We start from the raw sequence: 15,104 nt of genomic DNA, 5'->3' as shown, positions 1-15,104 counted from the left end.
ATAGGCCAGAAATGTAAACCCGGTTGCTGATGGTTTCGATTGAGTATATATATAAGTATGTTGTAACTAAAATGACTGATGATGATGGATCGCTATTCACTGATTGACAGAATGAACGTATGCTTTGCCTCTCTGGAAGAGAGACTGGCGGAAATGCAGATAATGTTCTCATCCTTCCGCCTGCTGGCTGGGCGCGTATATTCACTCCCTTACATTGAAAAAGGCACCGAGCACGATGTTATTGAACAGATTCCGGTAACTCAACATGTCGGCATTGAAGCTCGTGACAAAGGCCTGGCACATTTTCAGCGCCTGTTCATCCATCACTACCCTGCAACAATCAGTAGTAAAGCCGCCATTCGCTTACCGGGCGCCCTGTGCTTTTCCGTTAATCAGGATGAGTATCATCAGGCGAGTCAACTTATTGGTGACATTAATACCTTGAAGAAAACGCTGGAGCAGATCATTACCGTCGAATCAGATCTGGCGCCGGAACAACGCTTTGAGTTTGTGCATACGCATCTGCGCGGGTTGATTACGCTAAGCGCCTACCGTTCGCTGATGTTGCTCACCAATCCGGCTTCAGTACGATTTGGATGGGCAAACAAGCACATCATCAAAAACATGAGCCGTGCGGAACTGCTGGAAAAACTGGAGAAAAGTTTGAAAGCCGAACGGGGTTTGGCCCCCTACAGCAAAGAGCAGTGGGCAGAATTGGTGGAACAGGAAATCGAAACGATATTAAGTCTGCCTGAACACGCGCAATTAAAGATAAAACGCCCGGTAAAAGTGCAGCCTATCGCCAGAGTCTGGTATGCGGAACAGCAGAAACAGGTGCAACACCCCTGCCCGTCTCCGCTGCTGATATTGAGCCAACAGGATAATGGCAACAATGTGCCGATTATTGGTGAATTAAACCATTACGATGCCAACAACATCAAACATAAGCACAAGCCGCAGGCTACGCCACTGCGCTTGCTTATTCCTCGTTTGCATCTCTATACCGATATTCTGTAATATCGAAGTGGAAAAGCGGCTGGTCGCATCTGAGAAGTATTAAAATAATAAATGTCATGCAGTGACTGCTCCCCGTTCTATCGGACCAGGAGCAGTCAAGTTCGTAATTTACGCTTTCAGACTACCAACCATATCCTGCGGTCGAACCCATTCATCAAACTGAGCTTCCGTAAGGTAACCCAATTTCAGCGCCGAGGCTTTTAACGTCAGGCCTTCTTTATGGGCTTTTTTGGCGATTTCAGCGGCTTTGTCATAGCCGATATGCGTATTCAGCGCGGTTACCAGCATCAAAGACTCATTCAACAGTTGATCAATTCGCTCACGATTCGGCTCGATGCCTATCGCACAGTGCTTATTGAAGCTATTCATGCCATCAGCCAGCAAACGAACGGATTGCAGGAAATTATGAATCACCATCGGACGATACACATTGAGCTCAAAGTTACCGGATGCGCCCCCCATATTAACGGCTACGTCATTCCCCATCACCTGACAGCACAGCATGGTCATCGCTTCACACTGCGTCGGATTCACTTTGCCCGGCATGATCGAGCTACCCGGTTCATTTTCAGGAATGCTTAATTCGCCAATCCCACAGCGTGGCCCGGAAGCCAGCCAGCGGACATCGTTAGCGATCTTCATCAGCGAGGCCGCAAGTCCTTTCAACGCGCCGTGTCCGTGAACCAGCGCATCACAGGTGCCCAATGCCTCGAATTTATTCGGTGAGGTGACAAACGGTTGTCCGGTCAACTTCGCCAGTTCGGCCGCCACGCGCACCGCATACTCAGGATGCGTATTCAGGCCCGTTCCCACCGCCGTTCCCCCCAACGCCAGTTCACAAATATGAGGAACGCTGTTTTCAATATGCTTCAGATTATGCTGCAACATTGCCGCCCAGCCAGAAATCTCCTGTCCCAGCGTCAACGGGGTGGCGTCCTGTAAATGCGTTCGCCCGATTTTCACAATGTCTTTGAACTGTTCCGCTTTCGAGGCCAATGTCTGTTGCAGTTCTTTCAGTTCAGGAATGAGATGTTCATTAACGGCAATAACGGCCGCCACATGCATCGCGGTAGGAAAAACATCGTTGGAACTTTGGCTTTTGTTCACGTCATCATTAGGGTGAACCAATCTGCTGTTTCCTCGCTCCCCTCCTAATAATTCACTGGCGCGATTGGCCAGCACTTCGTTCATGTTCATGTTGCTCTGCGTGCCGGAACCGGTTTGCCAGATGGCCAGAGGAAATTCGCCGGGGTGTTGACCAGCCAGCACTTCATCAGCGGCCTGAACAATGGCATTGCCACGTTCGGCAGGCAGCAATTTTAGATCCATATTGACGCTGGCCGCCGCCCGTTTTGTCTGAGCCAATGCATAAATCAACGCTCGCGGCATTTTCTCTTCAGAAATGCGGAAATGTTCCAGTGAACGTTGCGTCTGAGCCCCCCACAGGCGATCGGCAGGTACATCAATCGGTCCCATTGAGTCTTTTTCAATACGCGTCGTTGTCATTACCTTTTCTCCTATTATGGAATAGCCTTAGTTTCACTCTCTGGAATAGTGTCACACAAAACATTACCATGATGTGAACCGGTACAGTGTATTCATCACTGACTGGTTTATTAATTATATTAACCAGTTAAATTATATTAATTAACAAGTTATTCAATCGCAGGGAGCCAACATGCAAAAAATGCTCAACCGTGTCCAGCATTATGCCTGGGGAAGTAAACACGCTTTGACTGAGATGTATGGCATTGATAACCCTAATAATTTACCAATGGCAGAGTTATGGATGGGCGCCCATCCGAAAAGCAGTTCCCACCTTGTGGATGAGAATGGCCGCGAATGTAGCCTGCGCGATCTGATTGCCGGAGATTTATCGATCCATCTGGGAACGGCGGTAGCGCAGCGTTTCGGCGAATTGCCTTTCCTGTTTAAAGTTTTGTGTGCTGAACAACCGTTATCCATCCAGGTTCACCCAAGTAAATCCGCCGCAGAACAAGGTTTTACCAAAGAAAATGCGGCCGGGATCGCACTGGATGCCGCTGAAAGAAACTATAAAGACGCCAACCATAAACCCGAACTGGTTTTCGCCCTCACGCCGTTTCAGGCGATGAATGGTTTTCGAGAATTATCTGAAATTGTCAAATTGCTCCAGCCCGTCTCCAGCGCCCATCCGTCGATTGCTGCGTTTTTACAACAGCCGGACAGTAAAACTCTCGCCATGCTGTTTGCCAACCTGCTGAGTATGGATGGCGATCAAAAAAGCCGGGCGCTGGGCGTCTTAAAGGCGGCGTTGAACAGCCAGCAAGACGAGCCCTGGGCTACCATTCGCGAAATCACCCGGTTTTATCCGGATGATAGCGGCCTGTTTTCTCCGCTGCTGCTGAACGTCATTACTCTGCAACCCGGTCAGGCCATGTTTTTATATGCGCAGACCCCCCACGCATACCTGAAAGGTGTGTCTCTGGAGGTGATGGCCAACTCGGATAACGTACTGCGGGCCGGGTTAACGCCAAAATACATCGATATTCCGGAACTGCTGGATAATGTTAAATTTGAAGCCAAACCGGCCTCTCAATTGTTGACCGTCCCCATCAAACAGGGAAATGAACTAAACTTCCCCATTCCTGTTGATGATTTTGCCTTTTCACTGCATTACCTGAGTGATACGCCGCAGACGCTCGCACAAAACAGCGCCGCGATTGTTTTCTGCGTTGACGGTAATGCGCTACTGCAAAAAGACCGGCAGCAGCTCAGACTTACGGCCGGAGAGTCCTGCTTCATTTCTGCCAGTGAGTCTCCGGTAAGCGTCCAAGGACAAGGGCGTATCGCCCGGGTATTTAATCGGTAAAAACCGGTCATTTCGTTACGCCCTCAAGATGAAGGGCGGCATTATTTAATAAAGGATAAATTAAAATGAAGAAGTCGTTAGTTGCCGCAGGCGTGATTATTGCCCTGGGGGCCGTCTGGACCGGCGCATCCTGGTACACAGGTAAACAATTGGCTCAACAGCTTGATGGTTTTACCGATACGCTCAATGCCCAGTTGAAAAAGAGCTATCCGGATGCCGGCCTCAAAATCGTGTACCGCGATTATCAGGGCGGCATATTCAGCAGTAAATTATCTTATGTTCTTCAGGCTGATGGTACGGCTAAAGGGGTGCAGGTCCTTGCGCCAGGCGAGGAAGTGGTGCTCAATGAAACCGTTTCGCACGGTCCTTTTCCTCTGGCCCAGGTCAGGAAATTCAACCTGGTTCCGGCCATGGCGTCCGTACACAGCGAACTGGCCAACACCGCGGCCGTCAAGGCGTTGTTTGAGTTAACTAAAGATAAGTCATTTTTCACCGCGGAAACGCGGGTCGCCTACAACGGCGATACTCAGTCCGTCGTCACCCTGATCCCGGTGGAGTTTCAGAATAACGATCAGAAATTCGTATTCAGCGGTACAGAACTGCTGCTTGATATCGGCCGCGATTTACGCAGCAGCAGGCTGGAAGGCACGATCAGTAACCTGATGAGTGAAAAGAAAAACCCATGGGGCGAGACCGAAAAACTTGTCGTGAACGATTTCACCCTGAAAGGTAACAATCAGAAAGGCAAGTTCGATCTTGATTTAGGCGATGCGGATCTTTCCGTCAAATCACTGACTTTTTCGGTTGAGGGAGGTGACCCTGTCACGTTCAATAACTTCTCCCTGCAAACCAGCATGACCGAAGATGATAAAAATTTGGCGGGTAAACTGGCGTTGGCGCTGGAATCGATGACTATCGCTGAGCGCAATCTCGGTTCCGGCGCGTTCAACATGTCCATCTCGCAGCTTGATGGCGAAGGCGCCAAACAGTTCGCTACCGCTTATCAGCAGAAGATTCAGCAAATTCTGCAAAATCCAGACGGCATGGACCCGGATAGGTATCAGCACGAGATTGTCATGACGTTCCTGCAATACCTGCCGCAATTACTGAAAGGGAACCCGAATGTCACCGTCTCCCCCATTAGTTGGAAAAACAGCAAAGGTGAAGGCACATTCACTCTCGCGCTGGATCTGACCGACCCGCTGCAAAACAGCGCGAAGGCCACCGATCCCACCGCTTCCGATGAAGAAAAAATCATCCTGCAATCGGTGAAAACGCTCGATGTTAAATTGAATGTACCATTAGCCATGCTGGCGGAGTTGATGATTCAGACCGGACCGCAACCCGCAACCGATGAAGAGAAGAAACAGGTCGCCGACATGGCGCAGCAGCAGGTGCAAATGATGGCGGGCATCGGTCAGATGAACCAACTGTCCGTCACCAAAGACGACGCGATCACCAGTTCACTGCAATATGCTGACGGTCAGGTTGATTTCAACGGTAATAAAATGTCGTTGGCCGAGTTTATCGCGCCATTTATCGGCCTGCCGGCCGAAAGTGGTGAAGAATCTCAACCCAATGCTCAAGATGAAAATGTTCAGGATGAACCGGTTACTCCGCCTACAGCGCAGTAACCGTAGTCATTTTCAGTCAACGTCCTGTGGTGGCCGGTCGCGGCCACAGGACGTCCTGCCTATACCCGCTTTTCCGTCACGAGACTCGATATGCACGCTTTCAGAACCTTCATGGAAACGCATCAGACGGCGATCTACTTTGTCACCGTTATCCTTGCCGCCCTGATGGCCCAGGTTATCCCCGATGCCGAATCGCTGGATGTGGCTATCAATCCAGCACTTGCGTTGATGTTATTTGTAACTTTTTTACAGGTGCCGATGACCGCGCTAGGAAAAAGCTTTACCCAACTGCGTTTTCTTGCAGCACTGCTGGGGGCTAATTTTGTCGCTATCCCGCTATTTATTTTTTGCTTACTTCCTTTTTTGCCGGACGATCCCGTCATTCGATTTGGTATGTTGCTGGTCCTGCTTGCGCCCTGCATTGATTACGTCGTGACATTTTCTCAGATCGGCCGTGCCGATGCCCCACGACTGCTGGCCGCCACGCCCGTCTTGCTGATGGTTCAAATGCTGGCACTACCGCTTTATCTTGGCCTCTTTCTCAATAAGGAAGCCGCCGCTTCCGTTCATCTCACCCCGTTTTTACACGCCTTTGTCTGGCTAATTGCTATTCCTCTGCTGGCGGCGGCCGCTATTCAATGGGGAAGCTCACGCCGTCAGTCGGTAAAAACAATGTCAGATGCCCTATCGTTTTTGCCCGTTCCGGCCACGGCGCTGGTGTTATTCGTCGTCGTGGCCACAGTCATGCCACAGCTTCAAAGCGCCTGGCGAACGGTATTAACCGTACTGCCTTTCTATGTCCTCTTCGCTATCGTCGCACCAACCCTGGGCTGGATGATCGGCAGGCTATTCCGGCTTGATGCGCCAGGCGGCCGGGCGGTTGCTTTCAGCGCTGGAACACGGAACTCGCTGGTGGTGCTGCCGCTGGCGCTGGCGATGCCGGGCGCCACGGCAATATTGCCCGCCATCATTGTCGGCCAGACCCTGGTCGAATTACTTAGCGAGCTGATTTATATCCGAATTATTCCCCGGCTGGGGCGCATTCAAAATTGAAATGACTTTTTTTTGCAACAATTGGCTATTTGTTGCCATTTCTTTTTATACTTCATTGCACTTAACGGACGATTATCAGATTTTGTAAAGAGTACATTATGATTGATTCACAACTCCCACTGACGGATATCCATCGTCATCTGGATGGGAATATCCGGGCACAGAGCATTCTGGAACTGGGGAGACAATTCAATGTTGCCTTGCCTGCCAATGATCTGGCAGCACTGCGTCCACATGTTCAAATCACCAAAAATGAGCCGAATTTGCTGCGTTTTCTGCAAAAGCTGGATTGGGGCGTCGCGGTTCTGGGATCGCTGGATGCCTGTCGTCGAATCGCTTACGAAAACGTTGAAGACGCTGTCAATGCAGGGCTGGATTACGCAGAATTGCGCTTCTCCCCCTATTACATGGCCATGAACCACAAGCTCCCGATTGCAGGCGTGGTTGAGGCTGTCATTGACGGTGTTACCGCCGGTTGCCGCGATCGTGATATCGACATTCGGTTGATTGGTATTATGAGCCGCACGTTTGGCACCGATGCCTGCCAACAGGAACTGGATGCGCTGCTGGCTTACCGTGACCAGATTGTAGCCCTCGATCTGGCTGGCGATGAGTTAGGCTACCCCGGCGAGCTTTTCTCATCACACTTCCGTCAGGCGCGTGATGCCGGCTGGCATATTACCGTACATGCCGGAGAAGCGGCCGGCCCGGAAAGTATCTGGCAAGCGATTAACCAATTGGAAGCCGAGCGCATCGGGCATGGCGTGACCGCGATTATCGATACCGCACTAATGACTTACATGGCCGAACACGGTATCGGCATTGAGTCCTGTCTGACGTCCAATATTCAGACCAGTACCGTTGAATCGCTGGACAAACACCCGCTGCTCCATTTCCTGCGCCACGGCATTCCAGCCACCATCAATACTGACGATCCGGCGGTTCAGGGGATCGAAATCAGGCATGAATATGAAGTCGCGGCGCCTCTGGCCGGGTTAAGCGAAAGAGAAACCCGTCAGGCTCAGGAAAACGGTCTGAACATCGCGTTTCTGGGTGAACAGGAAAAGCAGCAGCTACGTAAGAAAGTGCTGTGCAAGCGCGGCATATCGTCTTGATCTTACCGTTTCCCGTCCTCCCCTTGCCGGGGAGGCGCGGTAATCCATTATCGATTATTCAGCTACCTGCTCAGCCTGTTTGATGCGTCTGGCATAGCGTTGAGCCAACGCCGCGCACACCATCAGTTGGATTTGATGGAATATCATTAAGGGCAACACCATCGCGCCTACCGCAGCGGCAGGAAACAGAACGTTCGCCATCGGAATGCCGTTCGCCAGACTTTTCTTGGAACCGCAGAACACGATAGTAATCTCATCGGCCGTATTGAAACCCAGTTTGCGTGCCGCCAGCGTATTCACAATCAGTACAATCGTCAGCAGCAGCATGGAACAACAGACCACCGCCAATAAAGACCAGCCATTAATCTGTCCCCAAATCCCCTGAACAACGGCTTCACTGAACGCAACGTAAACCACTAAAAGAATAGATGACCGGTCAGTAATATTAATCAGTTTACGATGCCGCTCTACCCAGCCGGCAATCAGCGGGCGTGACAAATGCCCGATGACAAACGGCACCATCAATTGCATGATGATCGAACCGATGGCATGCAGCGTATCGGTTTCCCCACCCTGCGTATGCATGAGTAAACCAACCAGAATCGGCGACAAAAACACGCCCAGAATGCTGGAAGCTGAAGCACTACAAATGGCGGCCGCGACGTTTCCGCCGGCCATCGAGGTGTAGGCGATGGCGGACTGTACGGTTGCCGGCAACGCACACAGATAGAGAAAGCCCAGATACAGCGTCGGCGTCAGCACGACCGGCACCAACATCGACATGCCGATCCCCAGCAGCGGGAAAAGAACAAAGGTACTGGCAAAAACGACGATGTGCAGCCGCCAGTGCCCCATTCCCGCGGTAATCGCCTCCCGGGACAATTTTGCGCCATGCATAAAAAACAGCAGCGCGATAGCTGCTGTCGTCAGATATTCAAAAAAGACTTTCACTTCACCTTCACAAGGAAAGAATGATGCCGTAATGACAACCAAGACCAATATCAGCAAAAACGTATCAATCCGTAACCGCTGTAACCACCCCATTATTCATACCTTATTTCGCAAGCTTAAAATTAGCCCGATTTAAATAGTACAGGCGATCCTAAGATCGCCTGCCTAAACAAAACGCCAACTATCTGCGATAAAAAATCGCCGGATGCCATTTTCAACGTGGCCAGCAACGGCCCGACGGTGGCGGACAGGGATAGCCCGCCATAAAAAACGTCAAATCTAGCTATTTTTTATCGTCATGATTTTTTTCTGTTGGTAAGAAAGTAATCCCAGCTCGATCAGTTCCATCACATGGATGGCCTGATGAACGCTGACCGGATTATCCCCTTTACCACTTAACGCATCACGGATCGCGGCATAGTAAGCCGGATAGTCGCCGGGTAACGTCGGAACGGCCTGCTCGACCATCATGCCATCACGATGCAGCGTCAGCACGCCGTCACGCTTATCCTGTCCCCAGTTCACTGACGGTGGACGTTCGCCCGCTTTCAGATGATCCTCCTGCGGATCAAGACCGTATTTCACAAAGCTGCCCCGCGTGCCGTGGACAATATAACGCGCCGAGGCCGCGGCCACCAGCAGGCTGGCGTGCAGCACGATGCGGCGCTGGGGATAAATCAACGTCGCGTGGAAATAGTCAACCGCTTTGCTGCCGGGTCTCAACTGCGCCATATCGACCTGAATCGCCACGGGTAAACCAAATAGCTGTAGTGACTGATCGAGCAGATGCGGCCCCAGATCGTACCAGATCCCGCTCCCTTCGCTACCGTCTTCCCGCCAGCGATGACGAACTTCCGGACGGAAACGGTCGAAGTGGGATTCCATATAAACCACATCACCCAGCGCGCCACTTTGCAGCAGATTTTTGAGCGTAAGAAAATCACTATCCCAGCGGCGGTTATGAAAAACCGAGAGCAGTTTCCCGGTATGCTCTGCCACGGCGCCGAGCTCATGCGCCTGTGACAACGTGACGGTAAAGGGTTTGTCCACCACGACATGCTTCCCGGCTTCCAGTGCCTGGCGAGCCAGAGGAAAGTGCGTATCATTCGGCGTGGGAATAACAATCAGATCAATATCCGGGTCGTTGAACAGCGTTTGCGGATCGTATTCAACTCGCATGGTTGGCCAGTCGGCATGGACTTTATCCGCATTACTGCTGGAAACCGACACCAGTTCCATCCCCGGCGTACCGGCAATTAACGGCGCATGGAACGTTTTGCTGGCGTAACCATAACCCAGTAACCCAACACGAACTGTGTTACTCATAGAGATTCCCCTTAGATGCGTTTACTGCGTAATGTAAAATTCAGTATAGCATCAGGGGAACCCGCTATTTTGGGCGATGGCAGGCAATTCCGGTCAGGCGCCTACGGCATCTGATATCGGGTTCCCCCACCGTGGAGCCTCGTGTGTTTTGGCCGACGGGTAATTGATTTCACTGCTGCGGCGCCGGAAATCACTGGGGCTAACGCCAACGCGTTTACGGAATACCCGGGAAAAGTACAGTTGATCATCATAGCCGACCACCCTGCCGATATTGGCGATCGACTCCTGCGTCGTCTGCAACAGCAGTTTGGCGCGAATCACCCGCTGATCTTCGCGCCAACGCAGAATGTTGATCCCGACCTGTTCACGGAACAGATGCGCCAGACGCGATGGCGACAGACAAACATGCCGGGCCACTTCATCAATCCGCAACTCACCCGCCAGATTACTGGTAATAAACTGGCAGGCCTCGATCACGCGCGGATCCATAATTTTCTGCGGGCTCTGGGGATCTTCTTCCATTGCTCGCAACAACAGGCGTTCAAGCAAGTTCATCCCCAGCTCTTCCGAAAAACGCCGTCCTGAACGTTGCGTTTGTTCGATATTGGCAAACAATCGATCAAACTCCAGCAACAGCTGATTATTTGGCAGGCTCAGACGCCCCACACCGCAATTCCTGGTATGCCATTCGAGCCAATCAGCCCAGTAGGCGCGCGGTCGGAAATACACCCAGCGGTGATACCAGCAGTCGCTACTGGGGGATCGTCCGTAAAAATGTTTGGATTTAGGGGGAAACAGGAGTAAATCCCCGGGATTACAATAAAAAGCATCATCACCGTCAAACACCTGTCCTTGTCCTTTGATAGTGAGATTGATGATATAACCTTTCATGCCATCGGGCCGATCGATAAAGAAATCAAGCGGTCCTTCCGCCAGAATGGGGGTCAGCCCGGCGACCAGATACGCGTTGAACGAATACCCCGGCAGCAACGGATTAGACTGGGATTCATGCGCCATACGGTGATACATCGAACCTCCGGAACACGTCAGTAAAAACTCAATTTATCCTGCGTCATATCCGTATGGGAAACACACCGCCGGCGGTAGCCCGAAGCGATATCCGTCCGCACGGATATGACGAATCGATAAACGTTTATACGGTTTTCTTCGACAGCTGTTTGTAACGGTCAAAAATCACCGCAGCCAGCAGGATCAAACCACGTACCACATACTGTGCAAACGGCGAAATATTCAGCAGATTCATCGCATTTTCTACCGTGCCCAGAATCAGCACCCCGGCGACCACGTAGGAAATTTTGCCAATACCGCCTTTCAGCGATACCCCGCCCAGCACACAGGCGGAAATAACGATGAGCTCATAACCGATGGAGGTCATCGGCTGTCCGCTGGTCATACGCGATGCCAGAATGATGCCCGCCGCCGCGGAAACCAGACCGGAAAGCGCAAAGATGATGATCTTGGTGCGCACTACGGGCACCCCCGCCAGACGCGCCGCTTCTTCATTTCCCCCAATCGCCAGCGTATTACGGCCAAACGTGGTTTTATTCAGCAGCAGTCCAAACAGGATCATACAGCCCACGGTAATCCAAATCGGTGCGGGCAATCCCAGCCAGTTGGCATAACCTAATTCAAAGAAACGTTCATCTTCAATCCCAACCGCTTTACCGTCGGAAATGATATAGGCCAGGCCGCGTGCAATCTGCATGGTGGCCAGCGTGGTGATCAGTGCGTTGATTTTTAGCCGCGCGATGACGAAACCGTTTAGCAAACCGAACGACACGCCCAGCAGTAGCCCAGCGCCGACACCAATCCACAGGCTTTCACTGATATTGATGACCACCGCGGTCGCGACCCCTGCACAGGCAATGATCGACGCCACCGACAGGTCAAAATCACCGGAAGCCAGGCAGAACAACATACCGCAGGCCACCATACCGGACATGGAGATAGCCAGCCCCAGCCCTTTCATATTAATAAAGGAGGCAAAGTTAGGCACAAAAATAGCGCATCCGATAAACAGTACGGCAAAAACCACCAGCATGCCGTAGTTATCCCAAATGCGGGAAATCCCCATACCGCTTTTCTTCTTTTTTTCGGGGGTAGCAGACGTAACCGTTGACATTATTTTGCTCCTTCGCGGTCAGGCAACCGCAGATTCGATATCGGGGGTTCGTAACATTGCCAGACTCAGTACCTTCTGTTCCGTGGCCTCTTCATGTGGGATCTCACCGGAAACGGCACCTTCACGCATCACAATGATACGGTCAGCCAGCCCAAGCACTTCGGGTAAATCGCTGGAAGCAAACAGCACGGCAATGCCTTGTTTTGCCAAGGCATAAATCACATGATAAATCTCATGCTTGGCGCCCACGTCAATCCCGCGGGTCGGTTCATCCAGCAGAATGACTTTCATATCTTCTGACAGCCAGCGTCCAAGAATGGTCTTCTGCTGATTTCCCCCGGACAGGTTCATGAGCAGCTGTTCCGCAGAAGGCGTTTTGATATTCAGCGCGTCAATACGGCGGGCAGCGTTATCCTCTTCCCACTGATTATTGATGATGAATCCGGCTTTCACGCTTTTACGCCGCGCACTGATATTAATGTTGTCGCGTACCGAGTGAACGGGAATGATGCCATCCGCTTTGCGATCTTCAGGACACAGCATCACCCCTTGACGGATCGCGTCGATCGGCGAATTCACCACCAACGGTTTGCCATCCAGCAATACCTCACCCGATGTAATCCGGGTGGCGCCAAATAACCCTTTCATCAATTCACTGCGGCCCGCGCCCACCAAACCAAACAGGCCGACAATCTCGCCCTGGCGCACATTCAGCGAAACCGTCGATTTTACACCGGGCGCTTTCACGTCTTTCAGCGTCAGGCGTTCTTCACCGTGCGGGCGCGGCGCGTAACCATAGATATCCCCCAGGTCGCGTCCCACCATAGCTTGTACCAGCGATTCGTGGTTTACCTGCTGCATATCGTCAAACGTGCGCACATAGCGGCCATCTTTAAACACGGTAATCGCATCACTCAGAGCGAAGATTTCTTCCATACGATGTGAAACATACAGAATGACTCGCCCTTCACTGCGCAACTCTTTAATCACCCGGAATAGCTGTTCTATTTCACGGGCCGAGAGCGAGCTGGTTGGTTCGTCAAACGCAATAATTTTGGCATTGCGGGCCAGCGCCTTGGCGATTTCCACCATTTGCCACTGCCCGATAGACAGGTATTTCAGCGGGGTATCCGGATCAAGATCCAATCCCAGGTGTTCAAGTTGCAGTTTGGCCTCATAACGCAGCAGCGAATAATTGACCATGCCATATTTGTGCGGTAACTGACCAAGATAGATATTTTCCGCAACCGTCATTTCCGGAACCAGGTGTAATTCCTGGTAAATAATCGCCACTCCGGCATTCAGGGCGTCCATCGTGTTACTGAATTGAACCGGCTTATCCTGAATATGAATTTCCCCGGCCGAGGGGGCATAGTTACCACTCAGAATTTTCAGCAACGTGGATTTACCCGCCCCGTTTTCCCCCATCAATGCATGGATCTGCCCGGCCTGGCAGGAAAAACTGATATCTGAAAGCGCCTTGACACCGGGAAACTCTTTACCAATTCCATGAAACGACAAATAGGGTGACTGTGCTGTCATGTCCGTTTCCTCATGGTTAACCACCGGCGATAACGCCAGTGGGTTTCGATTCCGCCATGCTTTGGCGGGGTGAATCACATTTATGGGTAAACGCACGGACATCCTTGTCCCTCCCGACTTACATCAGCCCTTTTTTCTCCAGTTCGACCTTGAAGTTTTCACGAGTAATCAGCACCACGTCGGTAACTTCGGTGAATTTTTCCGGCTCAACGCCCTTGGTCACCCACTCATTCAGCATCTGGATACTCTTATATCCGTGAATATCCGGACTTGGCAGCAGTGAACCATAGAAGCCGGTGGCCTGAGCTTTGGACAGCTCGCTCACCGCATCCACGCCATTGATGCCGATGCCGATCACATTTGGGGCTTTAAAACCCTGGCCTTCGGTCGCACGAACGCCGCCCAACACGGTGTTGTCGTTCATGCCCACAATCAGCCAGTTTTTCACATTGGAATGCTGAACCAGCATGGAGTTAGCGGCATCAAACGCGCCGGGGATATCGTTGGATTTGGTGGGCACCTGATAGATTTGCTGTTCCGGGAAACCGGCGGCTTTCAGGGCTTCCATCGAACCGCTGGTGCGACGGCGCGCGGTATCCAGCTCATTTGCCGTAATGGCCATGACGGCGGTTTCTTCCACCTTCCAGCCGCGATTGTTCATTTCTTTCCACAGTTCCTGACCTTGGCGCTCACCGATTTTGGTTGCGGCCATCATAACCAGCGGCACCGTGTCCATCGGCTCACCTTTGGCGTTGACAAACTGATCGTCCACCGCGATAACCTTCAAATCGTAACTACGTGCTTTGGCGACGATTGCCGGCCCCAACTTGGGATCGGGCGTACAGATAACAAAACCTTTCGCCCCGCTGGCCGCCAGACTGTCGATAGCATTAAGGGTTTTTTCCCCATCGGGAACCGCAATTTTAATCACATCAAAACCGAGATCTTTTCCTGCTTTATCAGCAAACTTCCATTCAGTCTGAAACCAGGGTTCTTCCGGTTGCTTTACCAGAAATCCCAGTTTCAATGTTTCGGCGATAGCCGATTGTGACATAACGGCAGCCAGCCCGATCGTTGCCAGCACCTTAGTGAATTTATGCATGATGTTCTCCGATATATTTATCTTTTTATACGTCAGCCAGGCTGATGTATATCATCGTTCTCGGTAGGGCAATTTCAGTCTGGATAAAGGAAAAACACAGACTTAGCATCATTCCTTTACTCAGCAACATTCAGACGCTCTATGTTTTAACCGGTATTTTCATCAAGAATATAGAGCGCTATCACATACCGTAACAACGACAGGTTTGTGCATACATTTAGCAAATTTAACCAGTTATTAACTTTTGACCACCATCACAAAATGACTGCTGGCGACAGAAAAATACATACTTCCAGCTAACGGATCCTCACGCCCCGACTTATCCCCTGCCTATTGTTAACAACAATAAAAAGCAGGATTAACAGGAGCG

12 protein-coding genes are annotated in these 15,104 nt (G+C 51.3%); 5 read left to right on the top strand and 7 right to left on the bottom strand.

Translation table 11 applies throughout. The features are described from left to right. Nucleotides 1–84 precede the first annotated feature (84 nt). Complete coding sequence (gene tus / locus DDT52_RS08865; RefSeq protein WP_136156084.1) at nucleotides 85–1,017, top strand: DNA replication terminus site-binding protein; 933 nt, start codon at nucleotides 85–87, stop codon at nucleotides 1,015–1,017. A 108-nt stretch (nucleotides 1,018–1,125) separates the two neighbouring features. Here tus and fumC read toward each other — a convergent pair whose 3' ends face one another. Next, nucleotides 1,126–2,523 carry a class II fumarate hydratase gene (fumC, locus tag DDT52_RS08860; RefSeq protein WP_136156017.1) on the bottom strand — a complete coding sequence of 466 codons (1,398 nt, stop codon included), beginning with the start codon at nucleotides 2,521–2,523 and terminating at the stop codon, nucleotides 1,126–1,128. 172 nt (nucleotides 2,524–2,695) lie between these two features. Here fumC and manA point away from each other — a divergent pair, with 172 nt between their 5' ends. The 4 genes from manA to add all read left to right on the top strand — a co-directional run bounded on the left by manA (nucleotide 2,696) and on the right by add (nucleotide 7,670). Beyond that, nucleotides 2,696–3,868 (top strand): mannose-6-phosphate isomerase, encoded by a 1,173-nt coding sequence (gene manA / locus DDT52_RS08855; RefSeq protein WP_136156016.1) that lies wholly within the window; start codon nucleotides 2,696–2,698, stop codon nucleotides 3,866–3,868. A 65-nt stretch (nucleotides 3,869–3,933) separates the two neighbouring features. Next, nucleotides 3,934–5,502 carry a YdgA family protein gene (locus DDT52_RS08850; protein WP_136156015.1) on the top strand — a complete coding sequence of 523 codons (1,569 nt, stop codon included), beginning with the start codon at nucleotides 3,934–3,936 and terminating at the stop codon, nucleotides 5,500–5,502. Between the two features lie 90 nt (nucleotides 5,503–5,592). After that, a complete protein-coding gene (locus tag DDT52_RS08845; protein ID WP_136156014.1) occupies nucleotides 5,593–6,555 on the top strand; it encodes an arsenic resistance protein in 963 nt (320 codons plus the stop codon). A gap of 98 nt (nucleotides 6,556–6,653) precedes the next feature. Then, nucleotides 6,654–7,670 carry an adenosine deaminase gene (gene add / locus DDT52_RS08840; RefSeq protein WP_136156013.1) on the top strand — a complete coding sequence of 339 codons (1,017 nt, stop codon included), beginning with the start codon at nucleotides 6,654–6,656 and terminating at the stop codon, nucleotides 7,668–7,670. A gap of 54 nt (nucleotides 7,671–7,724) precedes the next feature. Here add and DDT52_RS08835 read toward each other — a convergent pair whose 3' ends face one another. The 6 genes from DDT52_RS08835 to DDT52_RS08810 form a co-directional block, all read right to left on the bottom strand. Beyond that, nucleotides 7,725–8,714 carry a bile acid:sodium symporter family protein gene (locus tag DDT52_RS08835; RefSeq protein ID WP_136156012.1) on the bottom strand — a complete coding sequence of 330 codons (990 nt, stop codon included), beginning with the start codon at nucleotides 8,712–8,714 and terminating at the stop codon, nucleotides 7,725–7,727. A gap of 186 nt (nucleotides 8,715–8,900) precedes the next feature. Beyond that, the gene (locus tag DDT52_RS08830; protein WP_136156011.1) at nucleotides 8,901–9,947 is read right to left on the bottom strand and encodes an oxidoreductase; all 1,047 of its coding nucleotides are present in this window, start codon (nucleotides 9,945–9,947) and stop codon (nucleotides 8,901–8,903) included. A gap of 93 nt (nucleotides 9,948–10,040) precedes the next feature. Next, a complete protein-coding gene (araC, locus tag DDT52_RS08825) occupies nucleotides 10,041–10,976 on the bottom strand; it encodes an arabinose operon transcriptional regulator AraC (protein WP_136156010.1) in 936 nt (311 codons plus the stop codon). Nucleotides 10,977–11,100: 124 nt separating this feature from the next. Next, entirely contained in the window at nucleotides 11,101–12,090 is a 990-nt protein-coding gene (gene araH / locus DDT52_RS08820) for an L-arabinose ABC transporter permease AraH (RefSeq protein WP_136156009.1), read from the bottom strand. Between the two features lie 18 nt (nucleotides 12,091–12,108). Beyond that, entirely contained in the window at nucleotides 12,109–13,632 is a 1,524-nt protein-coding gene (gene araG / locus DDT52_RS08815; RefSeq protein WP_136156008.1) for an L-arabinose ABC transporter ATP-binding protein AraG, read from the bottom strand. A 118-nt stretch (nucleotides 13,633–13,750) separates the two neighbouring features. Beyond that, entirely contained in the window at nucleotides 13,751–14,734 is a 984-nt protein-coding gene (locus DDT52_RS08810) for an arabinose ABC transporter substrate-binding protein (protein ID WP_136156007.1), read from the bottom strand. Nucleotides 14,735–15,104: the final 370 nt, after the last annotated feature.

Origin of the sequence: Brenneria roseae subsp. roseae (assembly GCF_003115845.1) — a bacterium.
Taxonomy (GTDB): Bacteria; Pseudomonadota; Gammaproteobacteria; order Enterobacterales; family Enterobacteriaceae; genus Brenneria; species Brenneria roseae.
This window is presented reverse-complemented; position numbering and strand designations above follow the sequence as displayed.

Coding starts and splice junctions, on each gene's coding strand:
- tus (WP_136156084.1), top strand. CDS start 85: ATGGATCGCTATTCACTGATTGACAGAATGAACGTATGCTTTGCCTCT.
- fumC (WP_136156017.1), bottom strand. CDS start 2,523: ATGACAACGACGCGTATTGAAAAAGACTCAATGGGACCGATTGATGTA.
- manA (WP_136156016.1), top strand. CDS start 2,696: ATGCAAAAAATGCTCAACCGTGTCCAGCATTATGCCTGGGGAAGTAAA.
- DDT52_RS08850 (WP_136156015.1), top strand. CDS start 3,934: ATGAAGAAGTCGTTAGTTGCCGCAGGCGTGATTATTGCCCTGGGGGCC.
- DDT52_RS08845 (WP_136156014.1), top strand. CDS start 5,593: ATGCACGCTTTCAGAACCTTCATGGAAACGCATCAGACGGCGATCTAC.
- add (WP_136156013.1), top strand. CDS start 6,654: ATGATTGATTCACAACTCCCACTGACGGATATCCATCGTCATCTGGAT.
- DDT52_RS08835 (WP_136156012.1), bottom strand. CDS start 8,714: ATGGGGTGGTTACAGCGGTTACGGATTGATACGTTTTTGCTGATATTG.
- DDT52_RS08830 (WP_136156011.1), bottom strand. CDS start 9,947: ATGAGTAACACAGTTCGTGTTGGGTTACTGGGTTATGGTTACGCCAGC.
- araC (WP_136156010.1), bottom strand. CDS start 10,976: ATGTATCACCGTATGGCGCATGAATCCCAGTCTAATCCGTTGCTGCCG.
- araH (WP_136156009.1), bottom strand. CDS start 12,090: ATGTCAACGGTTACGTCTGCTACCCCCGAAAAAAAGAAGAAAAGCGGT.
- araG (WP_136156008.1), bottom strand. CDS start 13,632: ATGACAGCACAGTCACCCTATTTGTCGTTTCATGGAATTGGTAAAGAG.
- DDT52_RS08810 (WP_136156007.1), bottom strand. CDS start 14,734: ATGCATAAATTCACTAAGGTGCTGGCAACGATCGGGCTGGCTGCCGTT.